We start from the raw sequence: 26,150 nt of genomic DNA, 5'->3' as shown, positions 1-26,150 counted from the left end.
CGCCGCGTGTCGCGCTTTTCCGGCAACGGGCGGACTTATCGCAGCAATACCCAGGCTGACGCACCGCCCGTCATTGAAATTCCCCCAACTATCCCCCATTCTAGATCTCATGCATAAGCGCCGGACGCGCGCTTCACTCACCCTTTTCAACAGGACAGCGCATATGACCAATCCATTACTGACGCCTTTTTCCCTGCCGCCTTTTTCTGCGATCAAACCAGAGCACGTGGTCCCTGCGGTCACCAAAGCGCTGGAGGATTGCCGGGCCGCGGTGGAAAGCGCGGTGGCGCACGGCGCGCCGTATAGCTGGGAAAATCTTTGCCAGCCGCTGGCGGAAGTGGACGATGTGCTGGGACGCATCTTCTCGCCTGTCAGCCATCTCAATTCGGTAAAAAACAGCCCGGAACTGCGTGAGGCCTACGAACAGACGCTGCCGCTGCTCTCCGAGTACAGCACCTGGGTCGGCCAGCATGAAGGCCTGTATAAAGCCTACCGCGATCTGCGCGATGGCGATAACTACGCCACGCTGAATACCGCGCAGAAAAAAGCGGTGGATAACGCGCTGCGCGATTTCGAATTATCCGGTATTGGCCTGCCGCCGGAGGCGCAGAAACGCTACGGTGAAATCGCCGCGCGCCTCTCTGAGCTGGGCAACCAGTACAGCAACAACGTCCTTGACGCCACCATGGGCTGGAACAAGCTGGTGACCGACGTCGCCGATCTGGCCGGTATGCCGGAAAGCGCGCTGGCCGCCGCTCAGGCGCAGGCCCAGGCCAAAGAGCAGGAAGGGTATCTGCTGACCCTGGATATCCCGAGCTACCTGCCGGTGATGACCTACTGCGACAATCAGGCGCTGCGCGAAGAGATGTACCGCGCCTACTCCACGCGCGCCTCCGACCAGGGGCCAAACGCCGGTAAATGGGATAACAGCCCGGTGATGGCGGAGATCCTCGCCCTGCGCCACGAGCTGGCGCAGCTGCTGGGCTTTGACAGCTACGCTTTTAAATCCCTCGCCACCAAAATGGCGGAGGATCCGCAGCAGGTGCTCGACTTCCTCACCGACCTGGCAAAACGCGCCCGTCCGCAGGGCGAAAAAGAGCTGGCCCAGCTGCGCGCTTTCGCTAAAGCCGAGTTCGGCGTCGAAGAGCTGCAGCCGTGGGACATCGCTTACTACAGCGAAAAACAGAAACAGCATCTCTACAGCATCAGCGATGAGCAGCTGCGCCCCTATTTCCCGGAAAACAAAGCCGTTAACGGTCTGTTCGAAGTGGTGAAGCGCATTTACGGCATTACCGCCAAAGAGCGTACCGATGTCGACGTGTGGCATCCGGAAGTGCGCTTCTTCGAGCTGTATGACGAACACAACGAGCTGCGCGGCAGCTTCTATCTCGACCTGTATGCCCGCGAGCACAAGCGCGGCGGGGCGTGGATGGACGACTGCGTCGGCCAGATGCGTAAGCTGGATGGTTCCCTGCAGAAGCCGGTCGCCTACCTGACCTGTAACTTCAACCGTCCGGTCAACGGCAAACCGGCGCTGTTCACCCACGACGAAGTGATCACTCTGTTCCACGAGTTCGGCCACGGTCTGCACCACATGCTGACCCGCATCGATACCGCCGGGGTTTCCGGCATCAGCGGAGTGCCGTGGGATGCGGTCGAGCTGCCGAGCCAGTTTATGGAAAACTGGTGCTGGGAGCCGGAAGCGCTGGCCTTTATCTCCGGTCATTATGAAACCGGTGAACCGCTGCCGCAGGCGCTGCTGGAGAAAATGCTGGCGGCGAAAAACTACCAGGCGGCGATGTTTATTCTGCGCCAGCTGGAGTTCGGCCTGTTCGATTTCCGCCTGCACGCGGAGTACAAGCCGGAGCAGGGGGCGAAAATCCTTGAGACCCTCGCGGAGATTAAAAAGCAGGTCGCCGTGGTGCCGGGCCCAACCTGGGGCCGCTTCCCGCACGCCTTCAGCCATATCTTCGCCGGCGGTTACGCGGCGGGTTACTACAGCTACCTGTGGGCTGACGTGCTGGCGGCAGACGCCTTCTCACGCTTCGAAGAAGAGGGGATCTTCAACCGTGAAACCGGTCAGTCGTTCCTCGATAACATCCTGAGCCGCGGCGGTTCTGAAGAGCCGATGGTGCTGTTCAAACGCTTCCGCGGGCGCGAGCCGCAGCTGGATGCGATGCTGGAGCATTACGGGATCAAGGGTTAAGTCTGCGGTGAAGATTTGCTTAATTGATGAAACGGGCGCCGGAGACGGCGCCTTATCTGTTTTAGCCGCCCGCTGGGGGCTGGAGCAGGATGACGATAACCTGATGGCGCTGGTGCTGACCGCTGAGCATCTGGAGCTGCGTAAGCGCGATGAGCCCAAACTCGGCGGTATCTTCGTCGATTTCGTCGGCGGGGCGATGGCCCACCGGCGCAAGTTTGGCGGCGGCCGCGGTGAAGCGGTGGCCAAAGCGGTCGGTATTAAAGGCGATTATCTGCCGGATGTCGTCGATGCCACCGCCGGATTGGGGCGTGACGCCTTTGTGCTGGCGTCGGTCGGCTGTCGCGTGCGGATGCTGGAGCGTAATCCGGTGGTCGCCGCGCTGCTCGACGATGGCCTGGCCCGCGGCTATGCCGATGCGGAAATCGGCGGCTGGCTGCAGGAGCGGCTGCAGCTGATCCACGCCTCCAGCCTGACGGCGCTGACCGATATTACCCCGCGTCCGCAGGTGGTCTACCTCGACCCGATGTTCCCGCATAAGCAGAAAAGCGCGCTGGTGAAGAAAGAGATGCGCGTCTTTCAGTCGCTGGTGGGGCCCGATTTAGACGCCGATGGCCTGCTGGCCCCGGCGCGCCAGCTGGCGACCAAACGGGTGGTGGTGAAGCGCCCGGATTACGCGCCGCCGCTGGCGGAAGTCGCCACGCCGAACGCGGTGGTGACCAAAGGGCATCGGTTTGATATTTACGCCGGCACGCCGGCGTAAATTTGCAATCTATCAGGTATCGTGCCGTCATGTTGCCGGGTGGCGGCTACGCCTTACCCGGCCTACATAATCATTTATATATCAGATGGATACCATTCCCCCAGGCCCGGCTGAGTAAGGCGCAAACCGACGATCATCTCTACCGCTCAGCTTCCCCCGGGGTATTAATCATCCGGTTCAGCCACGGCACCATCAGCGCCATCACCACCGTGACCCCCAGGGTCACCAGGCCAATTTTACTGAACACGCTGGTGTAAACGGGCAGCGTCTGCAGCGGGTCGGTGATATTTTCCGGCACCGCGGTGAAGGTCGCCACATAGCCGCCGAGCAGGAACGCGGCGGCCTGGGTCAGGAACCACATCCCCAGAATAAAGCCCATCAGATGCTGCGGCACCAGCGCGGCGACCATCGCCAGCCCCAGGGCGCTGATCAGCAACTCGCCCAGGCTCTGGAACAGATAAACCAGCACAATAAACCACGGCGAGGTTAATCCCTGGGCGTCGGCGAACCACATCCCGGCGGCCGCGGCGGTAAGGAAGCCCAGCGCGCAGAGGAACATCCCGAGGGTAAATTTCACCGGCATGGTCAGGTCTTTACCCTTGTGGCCGAGATGGGTGTAGATCGCCGCCAGCACCGGGCTGGCCACCACCACCCAGAAGGGGTTCAGGGCCTGGAAACTGACCGGGTTGATGGTAAAACCCAGGATCTGATGATGGACGTTATTGATGGCGAAGAAGTTCAGCGAGGTTGGCATCTGGGCGTAGAGAATGTAAAACAGCACCGCCTCGATCATCAGGATAAAGGCGACGAACATTTTGTTGCGCCCGGTTTTATCAAGGCGAAACGCCTCGCGGAAAAAGAACGCAATGACCACGACCGACAGGACAATCAGCACCAGGTTGGCGATCATCACGTTATGCATCAGCCAGGCGCAGAGAAAAATCATTACCACCGTACCGGCCAGCACCAGCGCCAGATTGCGCAGGCTGAGGGGGCGATGATCGGGCTCGGAACCAATCTCTTTCACCATCCCACGGCAGGCGAGGTAGACCAGCAGCGCGATAATCAGCCCCGCGCCGCACAGGTTATAGGTCACCGCGTAGCCAAACTTTTCCGCGATCACCGGCGCCAGCGACAGCGACAGCAGCGAACCGATGTTTATCGACATATAAAACAGGGTAAACGCCCCGTCGAGACGGGCATCCTTCGGCGGATAGCATTTTGACAGCAGGCTCGCCGGGTTGGCTTTAAACAAACCGTTGCCGACGGCGATGGTGCCGAGGGCGATAAAGATCAGCTGCGGTTTCAGCAGCGACATCCCGGTCATAAAGTAGCCGATGGCCAGCACAATCGCGCCGAGCACCAGCGTGCGTTTGGTCCCCAGCAGATGGTCGCCCACGTAGCCGCCGATGGAGATCAGCCCGTAAACCAGCGCCGCGAAGGCGCCGAAGGTGATAAAGGCCTGTTCCTGAGAGAAGCCCAACTGTTTCACAAAGAAGACCGCCAGGATCCCCTGAACGCCGTAATAGCCAAAACGTTCCCAGAGCTCCACAAAGAAGATCATAAAGAACGGACGAGGTTGCTGCAGCAAGCCCGTAGGTGCAGTTGTATTCATATTCCTTCGCCTTGTATTACTTTCCCAAAAAGTATGAACGCGTATGCCAGAACGCGCCGAAAATGTCTGATAACTCGCCATGCTGCGGTTATTGGCTTATTGGATAGATTATTATATAGATGTTTTAGTGAATAACTGGTTGATCACACTAATTGAATGGCTTTTTTATGGAGTTAAGCTCTATTGTCTGGCGAGGCGGAAGCGAAAATAAAAACGCCCGCAGCGGCGGGCGTCTGGCATGACACAACGGGACGGTTATTCGTCTTCTTCGTCGCGTAGCGGGACAATCAGCATGTCGACATGGACGGTGTTGATCAGCTGACGGGCAGAGGACATCAGCTTGCTCCAGAAGTCCTGATGGTGGCCGCAGACCACCAGGTCCATATCATATTTTTTAATCGCATCGACCAGCACCTGGCCCAGGTCGCCGCTGCCGCTCAGGGTCTCGGTGATCGGGTAGCCGGCGTTGGTCGAGAGCTCGGTCAGCGCGTGATGGGTCTCTTCGGAGATGCGTTTTTGCATGTCGCCGAGGTTCACGTCAATCAGCCCGGTGTAGAGGTCGGAGTAATTCACATCCACGTGGATCAGGGAGACTTTCGCGTTATACGGGCGGGCCATAGAAACGGCTTTTTCAACCAGTACTTTACTCTCCGGGGACAGGTCTACTGCAATCAGAATATGTTTGTAAGCCATAGTGTTACTCCTTCCATAAGTTTGTCGATGACCATTGGACCTGACAGCTGGCGCTGCCGTTTCGCCCGCGTCCTGCGTGCTACATTCGCGGGAGGGTAGCCTTTAAGGACTTCATTGTAGAAGATATTTCTTACCTTATAGCGCCCCCCGCACTCCGTCAATGCACTGGGTTCACCTAAAAGTTAAACAAATTTATCCGTCTTACGTATTGATAACGAATAACCTTGTGGTAAAAAAATTAATGGATCTCCTACACTATTTAATGAGCCGGTCGGAAAAATAAATGTGATCGGAATCGCACTCTTTACGGTATTGTCGTCGGTTATTTGGGGAGCGGTAGCCGCGGAGGGTTTCTCCGTGGGCGGGTCGCCGGGGAGGAGGTATGATCAGCACTATTGCGCTGTTTTGGGCCCTGTGTGTCGTTTGTGTGGTGAATATGGCACGCTACTTCTCATCGTTGCGTGCATTATTGGTTGTGCTACGTGGTTGCGATCCCTTGCTCTATCAGTACGTCGATGGCGGCGGCTTTTTTACCTCGCACGGGCAGCCCAGCAAACAGATGCGCCTGGTGTGGTATATCTATGCCCAGCGCTACCGTGACCATCATGACGATGAATTTATTCGTCGCTGCGAACGTGTTCGTCGCCAGTTTATTCTGACCAGCGCCCTGTGCGGCCTGGTGGTGGTGAGCCTGATTGCGTTGATGATCTGGCACTGACGGCATCTTCGGGATAAAAAAACGGGCCAGCAAGCTGGCCCGTTTTGAACGAATAACGCTTAAATCAGCTTCAGGGAGAGCCAGTAAAGGACGCCTGAAAGGATAATCGCTGCCGGCAGGGTCAGCACCCAGGCCATCAGAATGCTCGTCACCGTCTTTTTCTGCAGACCACCGCCATCCACCAGCATCGTCCCCGCTACCGAGGAGGAGAGTACGTGGGTGGTGGAGACCGGCATCCCGGTGTAGCTCGCCAGACCGATAGACACCGCCGCGGTCATCTGCGCCGACATCCCCTGGGCGTAGGTCATGCCCTTCTTACCAATCTTCTCACCGATAGTGGTCGCCACGCGGCGCCAGCCGATCATGGTGCCAATACCCAGCGCCAGCGCGACCGCCATGATAATCCAGATTGGCGCGTACTCGATGGTGCTCAGCATATCGGTTTTCAGTTTCTTCAGCAGACGCTGGTCGTCAGCGCTCACGTCCGGCAGTTTCGCCACTTTGTCGGTGGTGTCGGAGATGCAGAGCATGATGCGACGCAGCTGGCCGCGCTGTTCCGGTTTTAGCGACTCGTAGTTCTCAACGCCGGTCAGCATGGTCTTCACGCGGTCAAGGGCGTTGATGGTGTTCGCCGGATGACAATGAAACTCGCCGTTGGCCGCGGTATTGGTGTCCGGAGAGGGAACCAGCTGGTCAACGCCGGTGGCTTTCTTCAGCAGGTCAGGGCGCTGCTGGAAGAAGGTTTCCACGTTGTTGACCGCATCGCGGGTACGGGTGATTTCGTAACCGGAGGCGTTCATATTCACCACGAAGCCCGCCGGGGCGACGCCGATCAGGACCAGCATCACCAGACCAATACCTTTTTGTCCATCGTTAGCGCCGTGAGAGAACGACACGCCGATAGCGGACAGGATCAGGGCGATACGGGTCCAGAACGGCGGCTTTTTCTTGCCGTCTTTCTTTTCACGCTCCGCTGGGGTCAGGTGGATACGCGCCCGTTTCTTGGTGCCGCTCCAGTAGCGACGCAGCAGGAAAATCAGGCCGCCCGCGATCACCAGGCCGACGATAGGCGAGATAATCAGCGATCCAAAAATGCCGATGACTTTCGGGATATTCAGCGCGTCAACGACCGACGTACCGGTCATTAAGGCATTGGTGAGACCGATCCCGATGATAGCGCCGATCAGCGTATGGGAACTGGATGCCGGCAGGCCGAAGTACCAGGTGCCGAGGTTCCAGATGATCGCCGCCAGCAGCATAGAGAACACCATGGCGAGGCCATGTGCGGAACCCATGTTAAGCAGCAGATCGGTCGGCAGCATATGCACGATGGCATAGGCTACGCTGAGACCCCCCAGCAGAACGCCGAAGAAGTTGAAGAGCGCCGCCATCGCCACAGCGAGCTGTGAGCGCATAGCGCGAGTGTAGATAACCGTAGCCACCGCGTTTGCGGTATCATGGAAACCGTTAATCGCTTCGTAAAACAGTACAAAAGCTAAAGCAAGCAATAATAATAGTCCGGTATGTAAATCCAGACCGGCAAATAAATGTAGCATAGGACGTTACGCCATTTTGAGGACATGAACGCGGCGCATTATCAGTGACTTTAGCGGCGCGGGCAAAGTGAAATATAGACTTTTTTTGATTTTCTTCCTGTTTAGGTTTTACCCTGTTGGGAGTAATCCTATATCTTTCAATGATGTATCTAATGCGGGATTTTTCCCGCTGGTGTGACCAGAGTGAAATATTTACAAAACCCGACAATTGGGGAACGAGGAATGCGCTGTGGAAAGGTTTGATGCCATTGTCGTTGGCGCCGGAGCGGCGGGAATGTTTTGCGCAGCGCAGGCGGGGCAGCTCGGCTGTCGCGTTCTGCTGCTCGACAACGGCAAAAAGCCGGGGCGAAAAATTCTGATGTCCGGCGGCGGTCGCTGCAACTTTACTAATATGTATGTTGAGCCGGCGGCCTATTTGAGCCAAAACCCGCATTTTTGCAAATCTGCCCTGGCGCGCTACACCCAGTGGGACTTTATCGAGCTGGTCGGCAAATATGGCATCGCCTGGCATGAGAAAACCCTCGGTCAGCTGTTTTGCGATGATTCGGCGGAACAGATCGTCAATTTGTTGCTGGCGGAATGCGAAAAGGGCGGCGTGCAGATCCGCCTGCGCAGCGAAATCCTCAGCGTCGAGCGCGACGAGCAAGGTTACCGGCTCCAGGTGAACGGCGAAACGCTGGCGACCAAAAAGCTGGTAATCGCCTCCGGCGGCTTGTCGATGCCGGGCCTTGGCGCCTCGCCGTTCGGCTATAAAATCGCCGAACAGTTCGGCCTGAAGGTGCTGCCGACCCGTGCGGGTCTGGTGCCGTTTACCCTGCACAAGCCGCTGCTTGAGCAGCTGCAGGTTCTCTCCGGCGTCTCGGTGCCGTCGACCATCACCGCCGAGAACGGCACCCTGTTCCGCGAAAATCTGTTGTTCACCCATCGCGGCCTTTCCGGACCGGCGGTGCTGCAAATTTCCAGCTACTGGCAGCCCGGCGAGTTCGTCACCGTGAATCTGCTGCCGGACTGCAATCTTGAAGACTTCCTTAACGAGCAGCGCGGCGCGCATCCCAACCAGAGCCTGAAAAACACCCTCGCGATGCAGTTGCCGAAGCGGCTGGTGGAGTGCCTGCAGCAGCTGGGGCAAATTCCTGATGTCACGCTGAAGCAGCTGAACGTTCGCGACCAGCAGGCGCTGGTGGAGACGCTGACCGCCTGGCGCGTGCAGCCGAACGGCACCGAAGGCTACCGGACGGCGGAGGTGACCCTCGGCGGCGTGGACACCAATGAGCTCTCGTCGCGTACTATGGAGGCGCGCAAGGCGCCGGGCCTCTACTTTATCGGCGAAGTGATGGACGTCACCGGCTGGCTCGGCGGGTATAACTTCCAGTGGGCGTGGTCAAGCGCCTGGGCCTGCGCGCAGGCGCTGGTGGACGCTTAAACTAAGGGCCCGGGCATTCGGCGCCCGGGCGTGCAGGTTAGTTCAACCCAAGAAAATACTGGGCGATTTTGAAATAGATGATCAGTCCGGTGCCATCGATCAGCGTGGCGATAAACGGCGCGGAAACCACCGCCGGATCGATGCCGATCCGTTTAAGCACCATCGGGATGACCGACGAGACAATCGCGCTCCACAGGGTAATGCATACCAGCGTCAGGCTGACGATCAGCGTGATTTCCATGCCGATGCCCATCATCCAGGCGCGCAGGCAGCCCGCCAGCCCCAGCGTTAAGGCAATCAGAAATGAGGTCGATACCTCTTTGCGGATCACCCGCCCCATATCGCGCAGCCGTACTTCTCCCAGCGCCATCGAGCGCACCAGCGTCGAGGTGATCTGCGTTCCGCTGTTGCCGCCGGTACCGATGAGCAGCGGAATAAAGAAGGCCAGCGCGATGGCCGATTCCAGCGCCTCTTCAAAATGCTGCAGCACGCTGCTGGTGTAGGCTTCGGCCACGAACAGCAGCAGCAGCCACACCGAGCGTTTCTTCCACAGCGTCCAGGGGCTGATGTCCAGATACGGTTTTTCCAGCGGCAGCGTCGCCCCCTGCAGCTGGGCGTCCTCGGTGACGTCATCCTCCAGCAGATGGGCGATCTCCTTTTCCATCAGGCAGCCGACCAGCTCGCCTTTATCGACGACGGGAACCAGGTCGAGGCCGCGCTCGTTGAGCTCGGCTATCACCTGCGGGCGTTCATCGTCAGGTTTGACGCGGAACAGGCAGCTGTCCATCAGGTAGCGGATAGACTGCCCGACATCCCCTTCCTGCAGTAGCTTTTTGACCGACAGGCTGCCGCGCAGCTTCTTGCCGGCGACCACAAACACCTGGCCGGGAATATCATCGCTGGTGAGCTGTGAGATAAAGTGCTCCCGCGCTTCATGGACGCTGAGATGTTCCTGCAGCGTAATAAAGTCGGTACGCATGTACTGGGCGATGGCATCGCCGTCGAAGCCAGAGGTCGCCTGATGGGCGGCGCAGAGTTGAATGGAAGACATGATTAAAATCCCTATAAAAAATCACTCATAGGGGCGAACAAGACAGGGTTAGCGCAGGCAGATCCCTACGTCCTGGTTTTAGCACTGCATAACGTATCTGAACGGTCATGACCGCCAGAAGTTACCTTGGCAACACCTTGATTCGATGGAAGCCTGTATTTCCCTGAGTGGTCTCTCTCGATACCAACAGGGCGGTAACTTGTATTTATGCAGGAGCCTCGCCATAACGAGATCGTTAAATGAGGCGCCATTATTGGCGAAGAGGGATAATTCACAAAGCGTATAGTTTAGGTGGTTTATCAACTGTTGATAAACCACCCACTCATTTTCAAATAGTTAATCATCCGCTAAACACTGCAAATGCCCATGGCGCACACCGCGCTGGGCAATCACGTCGTCGGCAAAATGCTGCACCTCGGCCATGTCTCCCTTCAGCACCGCAATCTCCAGGCAGTCGTCATGGCTGATATGCACATGCAGCGTGGCGACGGAGAGATCGTGATGATGATGCTGGGTGGCCACCAGCCGGCTCGCCAGTTCGCGTTTTTCATGCTCGTAGACATATGACAGCACGGCATAACCGCGCCGCGGCTCCGACGGCGCGGGATCCTGGTTGAGGGCGTCGCGCAGAATATCGCGTACCGCCTCCGAACGGTTGTGGTAGCCGCGGCGGGCGCTGAGCGCATCGAGAGCCGCCAGCAGGTCATCATCAAGGGTCAGGGTTACGCGCTGCATGGCATGGCCTCGTTGAGCAGAGTGGCAGGAAAAGGTGGCAGCACCGCCTGCTGGAGCGCCTGTCCGGCAGGGGAGCGCAGGCGCAGCGGTAGACTGACCGTTGCGGTTTCGACGATGCGTCCGTGCTCCATCACCAGCACCCGCTGGCAAAAGCGCTCCACCAGCCGCAGGTCGTGGGTAATGAACAGGCAGGCGGTGCCAAACCGGGCCTGCAGGCGCTTCAGCAGGGCGATAATCTCCGCCTGCAGCAGCAGATCGAGATTCGAGACCGCTTCATCCAGGATCAACAGCTGCGGCCGCACCGCCAGGGCGCGAGCCAGGCAGACGCGCTGCAGCTGTCCGCCGCTGAGCTGTGCCGGGCGTTTATCGAGCAGCGTCGTGGAAAGGTCGACCGCGTGCAGCATCTCTTCTACCCGCCGTGCGCGCTCCTCGCGCGGCAAGCGGAACAGATGGCGCAGCGGCTCGCTGACGATCTCGCGCACCGTTTTGCGCGGATTCACCGCGCTGAAGGCGTCCTGAAACACCAGCTGAATATCACGGCGGAAGGCGCCGACGGCCTCGCCCTTCAGGGCGGTCAGCGGTGTGCCGCGCCAGACAATATCGCCGCGCTGCGGCGTTTCCAGGCCCACCAGCATCCGCGCCAGGGTGCTCTTGCCGCAGCCGCTGCGCCCGAGCAGGGCCACCGTTTCGCCGGGGGCGATGGCGACTTGGATCTCGTGCAGGACCCTGCCGTGGTGGGGGTAATCGTGGCTCACCCCGTTGACGCTGAGTAAATTCATGCTGTTTTCTCCAGTCCGTACAGCGCCAGATGCGCCGCCAGCAGGCGCTGGCTCAGCGGGTGCTGTGGGGCGCTGAATAGCGTGTTTACATCGCACTGTTCAACGAGGCGACCGTTCTCCATGACCGTCACGTCATCCGCCAGCCGCGCCACAACGCCCATGTCATGCGTCACCAGCAGCAGCCCCAGACCGCGGCTGGCGACGATATCCGCCAGCAGATCGAGGATCCGCGCCTGGGCGATGGCATCGAGGTCGGTGGTCGGCTCGTCGGCGATGATAAAGGGCGCGCGGCTGAGCAGGGCGAGGGCGATCATCATCCGCTGCAGCATGCCGCCGCTCATCTCGAAGGGATAGCGGCTGAGCAGCGAGCGCGGATTATCCAGACCCACCTCTTCCATCACCGCCAGCAGGGCGGCGTCATTCGCTTCGCGTCCCGCCGCCCGGCAAGTTTCCCGGGCGTGGGCGGCCATGGTATGCAGCGGATTAAAGGCGCTGCGTGGGTTCTGCATGATGGTGGCGATAGTCGCGCCGCGCAGCTGTTCGCCGTGCACCGGCATGCCGTCAAGCAACACCCGGCCGGCGGTCTGGCTGACGCCGGGCGGCAGCAGGCCCAGCGCGGCGGCGCAGGTAAGCGATTTCCCGCTGCCGCTGCTGCCGAGCAGCGCCAGCACCTTGCCGCGGCGCAGGGTAAGAGAGACGTCGCTGACCAGCGGGCGGTCGGCGGCAAGGGCGATCTGTTGCAGTTGGATCTTTTGCGGCATCAGTGGCTATGCTCCGCGATCAGGTGAGGATCGAGGCGATCGCGCAGCGCGTCGCCCAGCAGGTTAAAGGCCATCACGCTGATGAACAGCGCCAGCCCCGGCCAGACCATCTGCAGCGGCTGGGTCCAGATATACTGCCGGGCGTCGTTGATCATCACCCCCCATTCCGCCGTCGGCGCGCTGACGCCGAGGCCAAGGAACGACATGCCGGCCACGTGAAGCATCATATGGCCGATATCCAGTGAGGCGAGCACCAGCAGCGAGGGGATCACCGCCCCTGCCAGATGGTCGCTGAACAGCCGCCACTGGCTGGCGCCGCTCAGGCGGGCGGCGAGGATAAATTCGCGCTGGCGCAGGGAGACCACCAGATTACGCACCATTCTGGCGTACCAGGCCCAGTGCGATAGCGCAATGGCGAGGATCACGTTGGTCAGCCCGGTGCCGAGCACCCCCACCATAAAGAACGACAGGATCGAGGTTGGAAAGGTCATAAACAGTTCGGCGAGGCGCATCAGGCCGCGGTCGGCGCGGCCGCCCAGCAGCCCAGCGCTGCCGCCAACCGCCAGACCGATCAGCAGCACCAGCAGCAGGCAGGCCATTACCGCCCCCAGCGAGACGCGGGTGGCGGCCAGCAGGCGCGAGAAAATATCCCGTCCTAGATGATCGGTCCCCAGCCAGTGCGCTGCCCCTGGCGGCAGCAGCCGCTGCTGCAGGTTAATCGCCGCCGGATCCGAGGGGAGCCACCAGCCGCTGCCGATGGCGATGACCGCCAGCAGCGCAATAACCAGCAGGGCCAGTTTCACCGGCCAGCGGAAGTTTTGCAGCCATCTCATACGCTTACCTCCTCATGGCGGCGCAGGCGCGGGTCGAGCGCCGCGTTGAGCACATCCACCGCCAGGTTAGCCAGCACGAACACCGTGACCATCATCAGCGTAAAGCACTGAATCACCGGGTAATCGCGATTGAAGATCGCGGAAACCGCGTAGCGGCCGACCCCCGGCCAGGCAAAGATATTTTCAATAATCATGGTGCCGCCGATCAACTCGCCAATGTGCATGCCCATGGCGGTCACCACCGGCAGGGTGGCGTTGCGCAGGATATGCCGCCGCTCCACCTGGCGCGCGCTCAAGCCGCGCAGCCGCGCCCACACCACGTGACGCTGGCTGGAGACCTCCAGCATGCTGGCGCGCAGCAGGCGGGCGTTGATCGCCAGCGACATAAAGGCGATGGAGACGGCGGGCAATATCAGGTGCTGCCAGTCGCCGTACCCCATCGCCGGAAGCCACTGCAGATGCACGGAAAAAAGCATCACCAGCAGAAAGGCCAGCCAGAAGTTCGGCATCGACACGCCGAGGAAGGCAATCAGCCGCACAGCAAAGTCCGGCAGGCGATCGCGATGGCGCGCCGCCCAGATCCCCAGCGGCAGCGAGGTGACGAGGATCAGCGCCAGCGCCGCGCCGGTGAGCAGCAGGGTGGCCGGCAGGAAGTGCAGCAGGTCATCCAGCACCGGGCGCCGGGTGGCATAGGAGAGACCAAAGTCCAGGTGCAGCGCCCGCCACAGCCAGTGCAGATACTGCATCGCCAGCGGCTGGTTGAGCCCCAGCAGTTCGCGGGTCGAAGCGACCATCTCTTCAGTGGGCGGCAGGTTCGACAGGCGTAAATAATCCAGCGCCGGGTCGCCGGTGCCGAGCCGCAGCAGCAGAAAGATGATGGCGGAGGCGGCGAGCAGCAGCGGGATCAGCAGCAGCAGGCGGCGTAAAATATAGCGTAGCATTATGGCGTTACCGGTTTAATCTGGTCGAAAGGGATCTCGGTGCTCACCGGCGCGAACGGGATCTCCCCGACCTCCTGGCGCGCAACCGACATCAGCGAGACATAGCTGATGGGCAGGTATACCGCGTCCTGATGCAGGCGGCTCAGCACATCGTGGTACAGCCGTTTCCGCTGCGCCTTGTCGCTGGTGGTCAGCACCTCGCTAATCTCTTTATCAATCAGCCCTTTGTCGGGCAGGCCGCGCTGGGCCTGATAATCGGCATGGGAGGGCACGCGCATCGAGCTTAAAAAGGCATGCGGATCGTAGGGGGCGCCCCAGGTGCGATTGAAGATCATGCCGAACCGCCCTTCGCGCTGGCGCGCATAGATGCTGCTCTCCTCCTCGCCGACCAGGGTGACGCGGACGCCGACCTCCCGCAGATTGGCCTGAATAATTTCGGCCATCGATTTAGCCAGCGCGTCGGTGCCGATAAACGCCAGCTCAATCGCCAGCGGTTGCCCGGCCTTTTGTCGCCAGGGCTGGCCTTCCGGTTGCTGCCAGCCGGCCTGCGCCAGCAGGGCGCGGGCTTTTGCCGGGTCGTAACGGCGCGGCGTCAGATCCTGCGGGGCGTAGGGGACCGAGGGCGCAAACAGGGTGTCGGCAACCTGCTGGGTGCCGTAGAGCACGCTATCGACGAGGGTCTGCTTGTCGACGGCGTAGTTGAGCGCCTCGCGCACCGCCTGCTCGCGGGTCGGGCCCTGGCTGGCGTTCAGCGCCAGCATCACCGTCTCCGCCGGGGCGGAGAGACGAGCCGCGTAGCCGGGGTGATGACGAAAGCGTTCGAAGGTATCCAGCGGCAGCAGCCCCTCGTCGCCGTAGAGCATGTCGATTTCCCCGGTTTCGAACGCCACCGCGCGGCTGGTGGCGTCGGGGATCACTTTGATGGTGATTTGCTGTAGCGCGGGTTTATTACCCCAGTAGCGTTCGTTGCGTACCAGCACGTCGCGCTGATTGAGCTGCGAACTCGCCAGTCGCCACGGCCCGGTGCCGATCGGGGCTTTGATGCCGTTGGCGGTGCCGCCATCGATAAACTGCGAGGGGGCGATAAAGCGGAACGGGCGCGGCAGGGCCAGCTCTTGGAGTAAGGGGGCGTAGGCGCTTTTCAGGGTGAGCTGCAGCTCGCTGGCGCTGAGCGCCCGCACGTCGGTTATCTGATTGGCGAGCTCAAGCCAGGCGTGGCGTTGGCGGTTGGCGAGCACCGCCTGGAAATTAGCCGCCGCGGCCTGGGCGTTAAAGGGTTCGCCGTTGGAGAAGGTCACATCCTCGCGCAGGGTAAACCACCAGGTTTTACCATCGGCGGAGTGGCGCCAGCGGGTCGCCAGCCAGGGCTGCACGCTGCCGTCAGCCTGATACTTCACCAGCGGTTCATAGACCATGCTTTGGGCAAACATCTGGTTGGGCGTATAGAGATGCGGATTCAGCGGGCCGACGTTCACCGGCCAGGCGGTAGTAAGCGAGTGCTGCGCGGCCTGAGCCAGCAGAGGGGCGCAGGCGACCAGCGCCAGCAGAGTGAGGCGGAAAATAGACAAGACGGCGTTCTCAGCGACAGGAAAGTATGACGATTTTAGTGATTCATCATACTTTCGGAGTAACCTGGATCAATATTGCGCCGGAAAGTATAAGTAATCCGTATGATTATGCGCAGGGGCAGGCGCCGCCTTACCCCTCAGGGCGTCCGGAACAACCCCAGCAGCGTGGCCACCTGTTCGTCGATCGGCGCCAGATCCCGCTTGACGATCAGATGCAGCGGCGTCGCGCGGCGCGCGCCGTGGCTGAGGGGCAGCCGCTTCAGCACGCCCTGATCGAGATGGGAACGAATGCGCTCTTCCGGCAGCCAGCCGAAGCCGACCTGATACATCACCGCATCAATGGCCGCGTCAATGGTGGAGAAGGTCCAGGCGTCACGCGTCGCCTGGCCATCGCCGGTCTGGTCGGCAATGCGCACCAGCGGCCATGGCGCCAGCGCGCTATCCTCCAGCGGACCGTCGAGGGCGGCGAGAGGATGGTCGCGGTGGGCGACGGCGATAAAATCAATATTCATCAGCCACTCTCCGCGGCCGGTAATATCCTGGCGGCGGGTCAGAACCATGACATCGGCTTCCGTTCGCGCCGCGCCCTCGTCATCAATATTTTCCAGCACTTCGGTGAGTCTGACCTGAGTCTGCGGATAACGCTGCTGAAACTGGCGCAAAATGGCGAACAGCCGCTGGCGCGGGAAAATGCTGTCGACCACCAGGTCCAGACGGGTGCGCGCCCCGTTGCGCAGAGTGACAGCATGCGTCTCAACGTAGGCGAAGGCCTGCAGCAACGGTTTGACCTGATTCAGCAGCAGTTCGCCGGCCGGGGTCAGCACCGCCCGCCGACCGGACGGCGCCAGCAGCGCCACCCCTAAGCGCTCCTGCAGCAGCGCGAGGTTATAGCTCACCGAAGACTGACTGCGGTTGGTCTCCTCCGCCGCTCTGGCAAAGCTCCCGAATTCCACTACCTTTTCCAGTAATGCCCACTGCTCCAGGGTTGTCTTGTGCATAATCAATCTAAAATTTGGATGTATTTAATCCAAACATAGCGTTATTCATTCAATTTTTAAAGACGTATGCTGTCCTCAACAACACAGAGGAGAATAAATGATGAGCACTTTCGACAAACATGACCTCAGCGGCTTTATCGGTAAACATCTGGTCTACACCTACGACAACGGCTGGAACTACGAAATTTACGTCAAAAACGGCCACACCCTCGACTACCGTATTCACAGCGGCATCGTCGGCAATCGCTGGGTGAAAGATCAGGAAGCGTACATCGTGCGGGTGGGGGAAAGTATCTACAAAATCTCCTGGACCGAACCGACCGGTACCGACGTGAGCCTGATCGTCAACCTGGGCGATAAACTGTTCCACGGCACCATCTTCTTCCCGCGCTGGATCATGAATAACCCGGAAAAAACCGTCTGCTTCCAGAACGATCACATTCCGCTGATGAATTCTTACCGCGATGCCGGCCCGGCCTACCCGACAGAAGTGATTGACGAGTTCGCCACCATCACCTTCATTCGCGACTGTGGCGCAGATAATGATGAGGTAATTAATTGCCCGGCGAGTGAATTGCCTGCGGATTTTCCTGCAAATTTGTAATTAAGCAGAAATAACTTTGTGATCTGCGCTAACTTTTTGTCATCAAGCGTGACAAAGACAGCGTCATTAATTGTTATCTGGTTTAACCCCCGTTTACTTTCCGCGATAGCGTTCCTGTTTGCTTTTCCAGACAGGAACGTTTTTTTGTCAAAATTCTGCCATAAATAAAACCTATCATTCTGTTTATTAATGATTTATTTGGCTGTGCTGAGAAAAGATTAATTTCTTAATATTATCCTAAGCAAGGTCAACTACATTAATAGTGGTCGAAATACCCTGAAATGGAATGCCGCGCTGAACTCACTTCATTTTAATTTCGTTTAAGTCCACAGGCGCAGGATATTTTATTCTAACGACCCTGATTTGTGCGTGGGTCATCTACAGAACAGGATGATGATGAGCGATTTTTTGCCTTTTTCGCGCCCGTCGATGGGCGACGCAGAGCTGGCAGCGCTGCGTGAAGTTTTAGCGTCGGGCTGGATCACCACCGGGCCGAAGAATCAGGCACTTGAAGCGGCATTCTGCCAGTTGACCGGCAACCGCCACGCGATTGCCGTCAGTTCAGCGACCGGCGGGATGCACGTGACCCTGATGGCGCTGGGTATTGGCCCCGGCGATGAAGTCATTACGCCGTCCCAGACCTGGGTCTCCACCCTCAATATGATCTGCCTGCTGGGCGCCACGCCGGTGATGATCGATGTCGATAACGACAATCTGATGATCACCCCTGAGGCGGTGGCAGCGGCGATCACCTCGCGGACCAAAGCGATTATTCCTGTGCACTACGCGGGGGCGCCAGCCGATATCGACGCGATTCGCGCGGTGGGCGAGCGCCATGGCATCCCGGTGATCGAAGACGCCGCCCATGCGGCGGGGACCCACTATAAAGGCCGCCACGTAGGCTGGCAGGGGACCGCGATTTTCTCGTTCCACGCGATCAAAAATATGACCTGCGCTGAAGGCGGGCTGGTTGTCACCGACGACGACGAGCTGGCCTCCCGCATCCGTAGCCTGAAATTCCATGGCCTCGGCGTGGACGCCTATGACCGCCAGACCCACGGCCGCGCGCCGCAGGCGGAGGTGATCGCTCCGGGCTTTAAATACAACCTTGCTGACATCAACGCCGCGCTGGCGCTGGTCCAGCTGGAAAAACTGCCTCACGCCAACCAGCGGCGGACGGAAATTGCCCAGCGCTATCTGCGCGAGCTGGCGGACACGCCGTTTACGCCCCTGACCGTCCCGGCCTGGGATCACCAGCACGCCTGGCATCTGTTTATCATCCGCGTCGATGAGGCTGCATGCGGCATCAGCCGCGACGCGTTGATGGAAAAGCTGAAGGCGATGGGTATCGGCACCGGTCTGCACTTCCGTGCGGCCCATACGCAAAAATATTACCGCGAGCGCTTCCCTGAGGTTTCCCTGCCGAATACCGAATGGAACAGCGCCCGCATCTGTTCTCTCCCGTTGTTCCCGGACATGACCGATGACGATGTCACTCGCGTCATTTCCGCACTGCGCCAGCTGTCAGGACGTTGATATGCTTACTTACCCTCCCGTGAAGAAGGTCTCGGTGGTTATCCCGGTTTATAACGAACAGGATAGCCTGCCGGAGCTGCTTCGTCGTACGGAAACCGCCTGCGCCACGCTGGGGCGGCAATATGAAATTCTGCTGATCGACGATGGCAGCAGCGATGACTCGGCGCGCATGCTCACCGAAGCCGCCGAGGCGGAAGGCAGTCACGTCGTCGCCGTGTTGTTAAACCGTAACTACGGCCAGCACTCGGCGATCATGGCCGGCTTCAGCCATGTGACGGGCGATCTGATTATTACCCTTGATGCCGACCTGCAAAACCCGCCGGAAGAGATCCCGCGGCTGGTGGCGAAGGCGGATGAAGGTTACGACGTGGTGGGCACCGTCCGTCAGAACCGTCAGGACAGCATCTTCCGCAAAACCGCCTCGAAGATGATCAACCGCCTGATCCAGCGCACCACCGGCAAAGCGATGGGCGACTACGGCTGCATGCTGCGCGCCTACCGTCGCCACATTATCGACGCGATGCTCAACTGCCACGAGCGCAGCACCTTTATCCCGATTCTGGCGAATACCTTCGCCCGTCGCGCGGTGGAGATCCCGGTGATGCACGCCGAGCGTGAATTCGGCGACTCCAAATACAGCTTTATGCGCCTGATCAACCTGATGTACGACCTGGTGACCTGTCTGACCACCACGCCGCTGCGTCTGCTCAGCATTTTCGGCAGCGTGATAGCCCTGCTGGGCTTCGCCTTCGGCCTGCTGCTGGTGGTGCTGCGTCTGGCCTTCGGCCCGCAGTGGGCGGCGGAAGGGGTGTTTATGCTCTTCGCCGTGCTGTTTATGTTCATCGGCGCCCAGTTTATCGGTATGGGCCTGCTCGGGGAGTATATCGGACGCATCTATAACGACGTGCGCGCGCGTCCCCGCTACTTTATTCAACGTGTTGTTCGCCAGCCGGAAACGGCATCTAAAGAGGAAGATCGTTCATGAAAGCCGTAGTCTTCGCTTATCACGATATGGGCTGCACCGGTATCCAGGCTCTGCTGGACGCCGGGTATGATATCGCTGCTATTTTCACCCACCCGGATAACCCTGGCGAAAACCATTTCTTTGGCTCCGTGGCGCGCCTTGCTGCCGAGCAGGGCATTCCGGTGTGGGCGCCGGAAGACGTGAACCATCCGCTGTGGATTGAGCGTATCCGCGAGATGAAGCCGGACGTGCTGTTCTCCTTCTACTACCGCAATCTGCTAGGCGATGAGATCCTCCGTCTCGCGCCGAAAGGGGCGTTTAACCTGCACGGTTCGCTGCTGCCGAAATATCGCGGCCGCGCGCCGCTGAACTGGGTGCTGGTCAATGGCGAAAGCGAAACCGGCGTCACCCTGCACCGGATGGTGAACCGCGCCGACGCGGGGGATATCGTCGCCCAGCAGGCCGTGGCGATTGGCCCGGATGACGCCGCCCTGACGCTGCACCGCAAGCTGTGCGCCGCCGCCACCGGGCTGCTGGGCCAGGCGCTGCCGGCGATCCTCGCCGGAACCACCGATGAACGTCCGCAGGATCACAGCCAGGCGACCTATGTGGGGCGTCGTACCCCGGAAGATGGCCGCCTCGACTGGGAGCAGCCGGCGCAGACCCTGCACAATCTGGTGCGCGCGGTCTCCGATCCGTGGCCGGGCGCCTTCGGCTACGCCGGCGCGAACAAGTTTATCGTCTGGAAATCCCGCGTCCGTCATGATCTGCCGGCAGCCAAACCGGGTACCGTTATCTCCGTTGCGCCGCTGATCGTGGCGTGCCAGGAGGGGGCGCTGGAGATTGTCACCGGCCAGACCGAACGCGGGGTGTACATGCAGGGCGCCCAGCTGGCGCAGGGGCTGGGCCTGGTGTCCGGGGCGGTGATCAGCAGCAAACCGGTGGTGGCGGTTAAGCGTCGCACCCGGGTGCTGATCCTCGGCGTCAATGGCTTTATCGGTAACCATCTGACCGAACGCCTGCTGCAGGACGACAACTATGAGATTTACGGCCTGGATATCGGCTCCGACGCCATCAGCCGTTTCCTCGACTGCCCGCGTTTCCACTTTGTGGAAGGCGATATCAGCATTCACTCCGAGTGGATCGAATATCACATTAAGAAATGCGACGTGGTGCTGCCGCTGGTGGCCATCGCCACCCCTATCGAGTACACCCGCAACCCGCTGCGCGTCTTCGAGCTGGATTTCGAAGAGAACCTGAAGATCATCCGCGACTGCGTGAAATATAATAAGCGCATCATCTTCCCGTCGACCTCGGAAGTGTACGGCATGTGCACTGATAAAAACTTCGACGAAGACACTTCCAATCTGGTGGTCGGGCCGATCAACAAACAGCGCTGGATCTACTCGGTCTCCAAGCAGCTGCTGGACCGCGTGATCTGGGCCTACGGCGATAAGAATGGCCTGAAGTTCACCCTGTTCCGTCCGTTCAACTGGATGGGGCCGCGTCTGGATAACCTCAACGCCGCGCGTATCGGCAGCTCCCGCGCCATCACCCAGCTGATCCTCAACCTGGTGGAAGGCTCGCCGATCAAGCTCATCGAAGGCGGTAAGCAGAAGCGCTGCTTCACCGACATCAGCGATGGTATCGAAGCGCTGTTCCGCATCATCGAGAACAAAGACGGCCGCTGCGACGGGCAGATCATCAACATCGGTAACCCGGATAACGAAGCAAGCATCAAAGAGCTGGCGGAGATGCTGCTGGCCTGCTTCGAACGCCATCCGCTGCGCGATCGCTTCCCGCCGTTTGCCGGCTTCCGCGAAGTGGAAAGCAGCGACTACTACGGCAAGGGCTATCAGGACGTTGAGCATCGCAAACCGAGCATCCGCAACGCCAAACGCTGCCTGAACTGGGAGCCGAAGGTGGAGATGGAAGAGACCGTTGAGCATACGCTGGACTTCTTCCTGCGCACGGTTGAACTGGTGGACGCTAAACATCCATGAAACAGGTCGGCTTACGCATAGATGTCGATACCTTTCGCGGCACGCGGGACGGCGTTCCGCGGCTGCTGGACCTGCTGGGTCAGCACGGGATCCAGGCAAGCTTCTTCTTCAGCGTCGGGCCGGACAATATGGGGCGCCACCTGTGGCGCCTGGTAAAACCGAAGTTTCTGTGGAAGATGCTGCGCTCCAGAGCGGCCTCGCTGTACGGCTGGGATATTCTGCTGGCCGGCACCGCGTGGCCGGGACGCCGCATCGGCGCGGGGAACGAAGCGGTGATCCGCGCCGCCGCCGAGTCTCATGAAGTGGGCCTGCACGCCTGGGACCACTACAGCTGGCAGGCGTGGAGCGGCGTCTGGCCGCAGGAACGGCTGACGCTGGAGGTTGAGCGCGGCCTGCTGGAGCTCGAACGCATCATCGGCCGGCCGGTCACCTGCTCGGCTGTCGCCGGCTGGCGCGCCGATCAGCGAGTGGTGAAAGCCAAAGAATCCTTCGATTTCCTCTACAACAGCGACTGTCGCGGCACGCGGCCGTTTCTGCCCCAGCTCGGCAGCGGCGTCTCCGGTACGGTGCAGATCCCGGTCACGCTGCCGACCTGGGACGAGGCGGTGGGCACGGCGGTGGAAATCGCCGGCTTTAACCGCTACCTGCTGGACTGCATCCATCGCGACCCGGGCGTGCCGGTCTATACCATTCACGCCGAAGTGGAAGGCATTGCCTACGCGGATCAGTTCAATGAACTGCTGACCATGGCGGCGGAAGAAGAAATTCAGTTTTGCCCACTGAGCCAGCTGTTGCCCGCTGACTTTAGCGAGCTGCCGTCTGGCAAAGTGGTTCGGGGTGAACTGGCTGGCCGGGAAGGCTGGCTCGGACGTGAACAATTACTGACTTCGGGTGTTTGATGAAAAGCATTCGCTATGGCGTCTCTCTGATTGCGCTGTTTGCGCTGTATTACCTGCTGCCGCTTAATTTCCGTTTGCTCTGGCAACCCGATGAAACCCGCTACGCGGAGATCAGCCGTGAAATGCTGGCCACCGGCGACTGGGTGGTGCCGCATTTTCTCGGATTGCGCTATTTCGAAAAGCCGATTGCCGGTTACTGGATCAACAGTATCGGTCAATGGCTGTTTGGCCATAATAACTTCGGCGTACGCTTTGGGTCGGTCTTCGCCATCACCATGACCGCCGTGCTGGTGGCCTGGCTGGCGTGGCGCGTCTTTCGCGACAAAAAGGTAGCTGTCCTGTCGCCGGTGATTTTTCTCACCGCGATGCTGGTGTATGCGATTGGCACCTATGCGGTGCTGGACCCGATGATCACCCTGTGGCTGGCGCTGGCGATGTGCAGTTTCTGGGGCGCGACGCAGGCGCAGAGCCGCAGCGGCAAAATACTGGGTTACGCGCTGCTGGGCGTCGCCTGCGGTATGGGGGTGATGACCAAAGGCTTCCTTGCGCTGGCGGTGCCGGTAGTGGGCGTTCTGCCGTGGGTGATAGCCCGTCGACGCTGGCGTGAAGTGCTGACCTACGGTTGGCTGGCGGTGGTCGTCTGTACGCTGGTGGTGCTGCCCTGGGGGCTGGCTATTGCCCAGCGCGAGCCGGACTTCTGGCGCTACTTCTTCTGGGTCGAGCATATTCAGCGTTTCGCCGAAAAAGACGCCCAGCACAAAGCGCCGTTCTGGTACTACATCCCGTTCCTGATCGCCGGCAGCCTGCCGTGGCTGGCCCTGCTGCCGGGGGCGCTGAAGCGCGGTTGGCTTGAGCGCGATGAGGCCCGCGGCGCGCTGTATCTGTTAGGCTGGGTGGCGATGCCGCTCCTGTTCTTTAGTATCGCCAAAGGCAAACTGCCGACCTATATCCTGCCGTGCTTTGCGCCGCTGTCGATCCTGATGGCGCGCTACGCGCTGGAGGCGGCGAATACCGGCGCGAAAGCGTTACGGGTCAACGGGATGATCAACCTGGGCGTCGGCCTGCTGGGGCTGATCGCCGTGCTGGTGGTCTCGCCCTGGGGCGTGATGCATAAGCCGGTGTGGACCAAGATTGAGCTGTATAAATGTCTGCTGGCGGCGATCGCCTTCGCCGTCTGGGCGCTGATGGGCTGGCTGGCGATGAAAGACGCTGGCCGCCGCTGGAGCCTGGCGGCGCTTTGCCCGCTCGGCCTGGCGCTGCTGGTGGGCTTCGCCATCCCGGACCGGGTTATCGACAGCAAACAGCCGCAGTTCCTCGTGGATATCGTCAGCGAATCCCTGCAGCCCAGCCGCTACGTCCTGACCAACAACGTCGGGATCGCCGGCGGCCTGGCCTGGGAGCTGAAGCGAAGCGATATTATTATGTTCGACAAACAGGGTGAGCTGAAGTACGGTCTCGACTGGCCGGACGCTCAGGGAAGCTTTGTCAGCCAGGCCGGGTTTGCCGACTGGCTGGCCGCGCATCGTCAGCAGGGGCCGGTCTCGCTGGTGCTGTTGATGGATAAAGGAGAGAGTATGCTCGACTTACCGTTACCGAAACCCGATAACGCTTACGAGCTGGGGCGGGTCGTTTTCCTTCAGTATCTGCCGCAATGAGCGTCTGGATCTGTCTGGTGTTCGCCAGCCTGCTGAGCTGCGCCGGACAGCTGTGCCAGAAACAGGCGACCCGCCCGTCCCGTCGCGGACGGCGAAGTCGTCATATACTCTTCTGGCTGGGGATGGCGCTGTTATGCCTCGGCTGCGGCATGCTGCTGTGGCTGAGCGTCCTGCAGTCAATTCCGGTGAGCATCGCCTATCCGATGCTGAGTCTGAACTTCGTCTGGGTCACCCTCGCGGGCTGGGGCATCTGGCATGAGCCGGTCGCTCCCCGCCACTGGTTTGGCGTCGGGTTGATCGTCGTGGGCATTGTCATTCTGGGGACCAGCGTCTGATGGGCTTTCTCTGGGCATTATTCAGCGTCGGCCTCGTCAGCGGCGCGCAGCTGCTGCTGCGCAGCGCCATGGTGGTGTTGCCGCCGCTGACCGATATTCTGGCGTTTCTCCAGCATCTGTTGCATCTCCAGCCCGGCACCTTCGGCCTGTTTTTCGGCCTGCTGGGCTACCTGCTGTCGATGGTCTGCTGGTACTTTGCCCTCCACCGTCTGCCGCTGTCGAAAGCGTATGCGCTGCTGAGCCTGAGCTATATCCTCGTTTGGGCCGCCGCCATCTGGCTGCCCGGCTGGCATGAGCCGTTCCACTGGCAATCGCTGCTGGGCGTGGCGATTATCGTCGCCGGCGTATTGACCATCTTCTGGCCGGTGAAACGCCGCTAGCCGGGGAGCCGGCTTTTGGGGCGCCCCGGGCCGAGCAGGATCGCCAGCTTGCTGCCCCCGACGGTGGTCTCCATCCAGATTTTACAGACGCTGGTTAACGGCACCGAGAGCAGCATTCCCACCGGCCCCAGCAGCCAGCCCCAGACCAGCAGCGACAGGAACACCACCAGGGTCGACATCCCCAGCCGGTGGCCCATCATGCGCGGCTCCACCATGTTGCCCAACACCATATGCACCACCAGAAACAGCGCCCCGACCAGCAGGCACTCATAGATGCCGCTGAACAGCAGCGCCTGCAGCATGGGCGGGATGGCGGAGATGGCGGATCCGATATTCGGCACATAGTTCAACAGGAACGCCAGCACCCCCCACATCAGCGCGAACTGCACCCCCATCGCCAGCAGCCCCAGCCAGACAATCAGGCCGGTCCACAGGCTGATCAGCGTTTTCAGCGCCAGATAGTGGGTGACGCCTTTCAGCGCCCGGTGCAGCCCGGCGATATGCAGGCGAGGGTTATTGAGGGCAAAACGCAGTTTGTAGGGCAGGTGGCGAACCTCAAACAGCATAAAGATCACCGTCATCACCAGCAGCACAATGCTGGCCATCGCCCCGGAAAGCTGGGTCATCAGCGTCGTGGCCCAGGTCATCAGCCGTTCTGAATCCATACGTCGCAGCATGCGCTCCGGATTGATATGCAGGTTGAGAAAGGGGAGATACTCCTGGAGCTGGACGATCTTACGCGTCAGGGCGCGGTTGAAATCGGGCAGCATGGCGACAAAGTCATTGAGCGACGCCGCCAGCACGCCAAGCAGCGCGGTCAGCATGACCAGCATTGCCGTCACCACCAGCGTAATGGCGAACGGGCGCCGCACCCCGCGACGAATGAACCAGGTGACCAGCGGGTTGAGGACGATAGCGAAAAACAGCGCCAGCAGGAGCTGCACCAGAATATCGGCGGCGGCGTGGATCCCGGCGAGGATAATCACCAGCGCCGCCAGCTTAAGTAAAATATGGAGCCCGGCTTTATCAGCCTGCGGAGGGGACATAGGTATTCCTTTTGTGAGTCGCGCCTGATAAGTGTAGCGGTTCGCTGGCTGCCAATATTCCGAAAGGCGAGCGGCTTTTCCGCCATCATCT

Annotated in this window: 24 protein-coding genes and 1 riboswitch; of the genes, 12 read left to right on the top strand and 12 right to left on the bottom strand. The window is 60.2% G+C overall.

What is annotated here, in order from left to right:
• Positions 1–163 precede the first annotated feature (163 nt).
• On the top strand, positions 164–2,206 hold the full coding sequence (gene prlC / locus ABLV04_RS14360) for an oligopeptidase A (RefSeq protein WP_023291276.1): 2,043 nt from the start codon (positions 164–166) through the stop codon (positions 2,204–2,206).
• Positions 2,207–2,213: 7 nt separating this feature from the next.
• On the top strand, positions 2,214–2,966 hold the full coding sequence (rsmJ, locus tag ABLV04_RS14355; protein ID WP_032429010.1) for a 16S rRNA (guanine(1516)-N(2))-methyltransferase RsmJ: 753 nt from the start codon (positions 2,214–2,216) through the stop codon (positions 2,964–2,966).
• Positions 2,967–3,105: 139 nt separating this feature from the next.
• Here rsmJ and dtpB read toward each other — a convergent pair whose 3' ends face one another.
• Positions 3,106–4,581 carry a dipeptide/tripeptide permease DtpB gene (dtpB, locus tag ABLV04_RS14350; protein ID WP_032454295.1) on the bottom strand — a complete coding sequence of 492 codons (1,476 nt, stop codon included), beginning with the start codon at positions 4,579–4,581 and terminating at the stop codon, positions 3,106–3,108.
• A 255-nt stretch (positions 4,582–4,836) separates the two neighbouring features.
• Positions 4,837–5,274 carry a universal stress protein UspA gene (gene uspA / locus ABLV04_RS14345; RefSeq protein ID WP_004145166.1) on the bottom strand — a complete coding sequence of 146 codons (438 nt, stop codon included), beginning with the start codon at positions 5,272–5,274 and terminating at the stop codon, positions 4,837–4,839.
• A 382-nt stretch (positions 5,275–5,656) separates the two neighbouring features.
• Here uspA and uspB point away from each other — a divergent pair, with 382 nt between their 5' ends.
• Positions 5,657–5,992, top strand: coding sequence for a universal stress protein UspB (gene uspB, locus ABLV04_RS14340; RefSeq protein WP_002921203.1), 336 nt, complete (start codon positions 5,657–5,659; stop codon positions 5,990–5,992).
• Between the two features lie 59 nt (positions 5,993–6,051).
• On the opposite strand, the gene pitA is transcribed toward uspB, so the two are convergent.
• Positions 6,052–7,548 (bottom strand): inorganic phosphate transporter PitA, encoded by a 1,497-nt coding sequence (pitA, locus tag ABLV04_RS14335; protein ID WP_004204940.1) that lies wholly within the window; start codon positions 7,546–7,548, stop codon positions 6,052–6,054.
• Positions 7,549–7,777: 229 nt separating this feature from the next.
• On the opposite strand from pitA, the gene ABLV04_RS14330 reads away from it, so the two are divergent.
• Positions 7,778–8,971, top strand: a complete 1,194-nt coding sequence (locus ABLV04_RS14330) for an NAD(P)/FAD-dependent oxidoreductase (RefSeq protein WP_032454294.1) — start codon at positions 7,778–7,780, stop codon at positions 8,969–8,971.
• Positions 8,972–9,008: 37 nt separating this feature from the next.
• On the opposite strand, the gene ABLV04_RS14325 is transcribed toward ABLV04_RS14330, so the two are convergent.
• The 8 genes from ABLV04_RS14325 to ABLV04_RS14290 form a co-directional block, all read right to left on the bottom strand.
• A complete protein-coding gene (locus tag ABLV04_RS14325) occupies positions 9,009–10,022 on the bottom strand; it encodes a magnesium transporter (RefSeq protein ID WP_023291272.1) in 1,014 nt (337 codons plus the stop codon).
• A 56-nt stretch (positions 10,023–10,078) separates the two neighbouring features.
• Positions 10,079–10,260, bottom strand: a riboswitch (M-box (ykoK) riboswitch).
• Between the two features lie 98 nt (positions 10,261–10,358).
• Complete coding sequence (gene nikR / locus ABLV04_RS14320; protein ID WP_023291271.1) at positions 10,359–10,757, bottom strand: nickel-responsive transcriptional regulator NikR; 399 nt, start codon at positions 10,755–10,757, stop codon at positions 10,359–10,361.
• Positions 10,745–11,536 (bottom strand): nickel import ATP-binding protein NikE, encoded by a 792-nt coding sequence (gene nikE, locus ABLV04_RS14315; RefSeq protein ID WP_348815821.1) that lies wholly within the window; start codon positions 11,534–11,536, stop codon positions 10,745–10,747. The genes nikR and nikE overlap by 13 nt, the downstream gene beginning before the upstream one ends.
• Positions 11,533–12,297 (bottom strand): nickel import ATP-binding protein NikD, encoded by a 765-nt coding sequence (gene nikD, locus ABLV04_RS14310; RefSeq protein WP_023291269.1) that lies wholly within the window; start codon positions 12,295–12,297, stop codon positions 11,533–11,535. Before nikD ends, nikE begins: the two co-directional genes overlap by 4 nt.
• Positions 12,297–13,130, bottom strand: a complete 834-nt coding sequence (gene nikC, locus ABLV04_RS14305) for a nickel ABC transporter permease subunit NikC (protein ID WP_135719407.1) — start codon at positions 13,128–13,130, stop codon at positions 12,297–12,299. The genes nikD and nikC overlap by 1 nt, the downstream gene beginning before the upstream one ends.
• On the bottom strand, positions 13,127–14,071 hold the full coding sequence (gene nikB, locus ABLV04_RS14300; protein ID WP_023291267.1) for a nickel ABC transporter permease subunit NikB: 945 nt from the start codon (positions 14,069–14,071) through the stop codon (positions 13,127–13,129). The genes nikC and nikB overlap by 4 nt, the downstream gene beginning before the upstream one ends.
• Entirely contained in the window at positions 14,071–15,639 is a 1,569-nt protein-coding gene (nikA, locus tag ABLV04_RS14295; RefSeq protein ID WP_348815819.1) for a nickel ABC transporter substrate-binding protein, read from the bottom strand. The genes nikB and nikA overlap by 1 nt, the downstream gene beginning before the upstream one ends.
• A gap of 137 nt (positions 15,640–15,776) precedes the next feature.
• Entirely contained in the window at positions 15,777–16,637 is an 861-nt protein-coding gene (locus tag ABLV04_RS14290; RefSeq protein ID WP_348815818.1) for a LysR family transcriptional regulator, read from the bottom strand.
• Between the two features lie 97 nt (positions 16,638–16,734).
• Here ABLV04_RS14290 and ABLV04_RS14285 point away from each other — a divergent pair, with 97 nt between their 5' ends.
• The 8 genes from ABLV04_RS14285 to arnF all read left to right on the top strand — a co-directional run bounded on the left by ABLV04_RS14285 (position 16,735) and on the right by arnF (position 25,013).
• Positions 16,735–17,241 (top strand): phenolic acid decarboxylase, encoded by a 507-nt coding sequence (locus ABLV04_RS14285; RefSeq protein ID WP_012540376.1) that lies wholly within the window; start codon positions 16,735–16,737, stop codon positions 17,239–17,241.
• A gap of 396 nt (positions 17,242–17,637) precedes the next feature.
• Positions 17,638–18,777 (top strand): UDP-4-amino-4-deoxy-L-arabinose aminotransferase, encoded by a 1,140-nt coding sequence (gene arnB, locus ABLV04_RS14280; RefSeq protein WP_065812651.1) that lies wholly within the window; start codon positions 17,638–17,640, stop codon positions 18,775–18,777.
• Between the two features lies 1 nt (position 18,778).
• A complete protein-coding gene (gene arnC / locus ABLV04_RS14275) occupies positions 18,779–19,762 on the top strand; it encodes an undecaprenyl-phosphate 4-deoxy-4-formamido-L-arabinose transferase (RefSeq protein WP_023291263.1) in 984 nt (327 codons plus the stop codon).
• Positions 19,759–21,744, top strand: coding sequence for a bifunctional UDP-4-amino-4-deoxy-L-arabinose formyltransferase/UDP-glucuronic acid oxidase ArnA (gene arnA / locus ABLV04_RS14270; RefSeq protein WP_065812650.1), 1,986 nt, complete (start codon positions 19,759–19,761; stop codon positions 21,742–21,744). Before arnC ends, arnA begins: the two co-directional genes overlap by 4 nt.
• Positions 21,741–22,643, top strand: a complete 903-nt coding sequence (gene arnD / locus ABLV04_RS14265; protein WP_032454286.1) for a 4-deoxy-4-formamido-L-arabinose-phosphoundecaprenol deformylase — start codon at positions 21,741–21,743, stop codon at positions 22,641–22,643. The genes arnA and arnD overlap by 4 nt, the downstream gene beginning before the upstream one ends.
• The gene (gene arnT, locus ABLV04_RS14260) at positions 22,643–24,298 is read left to right on the top strand and encodes a lipid IV(A) 4-amino-4-deoxy-L-arabinosyltransferase (protein WP_110238015.1); all 1,656 of its coding nucleotides are present in this window, start codon (positions 22,643–22,645) and stop codon (positions 24,296–24,298) included. The genes arnD and arnT overlap by 1 nt, the downstream gene beginning before the upstream one ends.
• Complete coding sequence (gene arnE / locus ABLV04_RS14255) at positions 24,295–24,633, top strand: 4-amino-4-deoxy-L-arabinose-phosphoundecaprenol flippase subunit ArnE (protein ID WP_023291259.1); 339 nt, start codon at positions 24,295–24,297, stop codon at positions 24,631–24,633. The genes arnT and arnE overlap by 4 nt, the downstream gene beginning before the upstream one ends.
• On the top strand, positions 24,633–25,013 hold the full coding sequence (gene arnF / locus ABLV04_RS14250; RefSeq protein ID WP_032454284.1) for a 4-amino-4-deoxy-L-arabinose-phosphoundecaprenol flippase subunit ArnF: 381 nt from the start codon (positions 24,633–24,635) through the stop codon (positions 25,011–25,013). Before arnE ends, arnF begins: the two co-directional genes overlap by 1 nt.
• Here the strand turns inward: arnF and ABLV04_RS14245 are convergent.
• Positions 25,010–26,059 (bottom strand): AI-2E family transporter, encoded by a 1,050-nt coding sequence (locus tag ABLV04_RS14245; RefSeq protein ID WP_004202085.1) that lies wholly within the window; start codon positions 26,057–26,059, stop codon positions 25,010–25,012. The genes arnF and ABLV04_RS14245 overlap by 4 nt on opposite strands.
• Positions 26,060–26,150 lie beyond the last annotated feature (91 nt).

Source organism: Klebsiella sp. JN_Kp127, from assembly GCF_040062505.1.
GTDB lineage: Bacteria > Pseudomonadota > Gammaproteobacteria > Enterobacterales > Enterobacteriaceae > Klebsiella > Klebsiella quasipneumoniae.
This window is presented reverse-complemented; position numbering and strand designations above follow the sequence as displayed.

Bases quoted from the DNA above. Each gene is read 5' to 3' on its own strand.
- arnB (WP_065812651.1), top strand. From the start codon at position 17,638: ATGAGCGATTTTTTGCCTTTTTCGCGCCCGTCGATGGGCGACGCAGAG.
- arnA (WP_065812650.1), top strand. From the start codon at position 19,759: ATGAAAGCCGTAGTCTTCGCTTATCACGATATGGGCTGCACCGGTATC.
- arnT (WP_110238015.1), top strand. From the start codon at position 22,643: ATGAAAAGCATTCGCTATGGCGTCTCTCTGATTGCGCTGTTTGCGCTG.
- ABLV04_RS14285 (WP_012540376.1), top strand. From the start codon at position 16,735: ATGATGAGCACTTTCGACAAACATGACCTCAGCGGCTTTATCGGTAAA.
- arnC (WP_023291263.1), top strand. From the start codon at position 18,779: ATGCTTACTTACCCTCCCGTGAAGAAGGTCTCGGTGGTTATCCCGGTT.
- pitA (WP_004204940.1), bottom strand. From the start codon at position 7,548: ATGCTACATTTATTTGCCGGTCTGGATTTACATACCGGACTATTATTA.
- nikE (WP_348815821.1), bottom strand. From the start codon at position 11,536: ATGAATTTACTCAGCGTCAACGGGGTGAGCCACGATTACCCCCACCAC.
- arnE (WP_023291259.1), top strand. From the start codon at position 24,295: ATGAGCGTCTGGATCTGTCTGGTGTTCGCCAGCCTGCTGAGCTGCGCC.
- prlC (WP_023291276.1), top strand. From the start codon at position 164: ATGACCAATCCATTACTGACGCCTTTTTCCCTGCCGCCTTTTTCTGCG.
- uspA (WP_004145166.1), bottom strand. From the start codon at position 5,274: ATGGCTTACAAACATATTCTGATTGCAGTAGACCTGTCCCCGGAGAGT.
- nikB (WP_023291267.1), bottom strand. From the start codon at position 14,071: ATGCTACGCTATATTTTACGCCGCCTGCTGCTGCTGATCCCGCTGCTG.
- ABLV04_RS14290 (WP_348815818.1), bottom strand. From the start codon at position 16,637: ATGCACAAGACAACCCTGGAGCAGTGGGCATTACTGGAAAAGGTAGTG.
- nikR (WP_023291271.1), bottom strand. From the start codon at position 10,757: ATGCAGCGCGTAACCCTGACCCTTGATGATGACCTGCTGGCGGCTCTC.
- ABLV04_RS14245 (WP_004202085.1), bottom strand. From the start codon at position 26,059: ATGTCCCCTCCGCAGGCTGATAAAGCCGGGCTCCATATTTTACTTAAG.
- dtpB (WP_032454295.1), bottom strand. From the start codon at position 4,581: ATGAATACAACTGCACCTACGGGCTTGCTGCAGCAACCTCGTCCGTTC.
- nikC (WP_135719407.1), bottom strand. From the start codon at position 13,130: ATGAGATGGCTGCAAAACTTCCGCTGGCCGGTGAAACTGGCCCTGCTG.
- ABLV04_RS14325 (WP_023291272.1), bottom strand. From the start codon at position 10,022: ATGTCTTCCATTCAACTCTGCGCCGCCCATCAGGCGACCTCTGGCTTC.
- uspB (WP_002921203.1), top strand. From the start codon at position 5,657: ATGATCAGCACTATTGCGCTGTTTTGGGCCCTGTGTGTCGTTTGTGTG.
- arnF (WP_032454284.1), top strand. From the start codon at position 24,633: ATGGGCTTTCTCTGGGCATTATTCAGCGTCGGCCTCGTCAGCGGCGCG.
- nikD (WP_023291269.1), bottom strand. From the start codon at position 12,297: ATGCCGCAAAAGATCCAACTGCAACAGATCGCCCTTGCCGCCGACCGC.
- arnD (WP_032454286.1), top strand. From the start codon at position 21,741: ATGAAACAGGTCGGCTTACGCATAGATGTCGATACCTTTCGCGGCACG.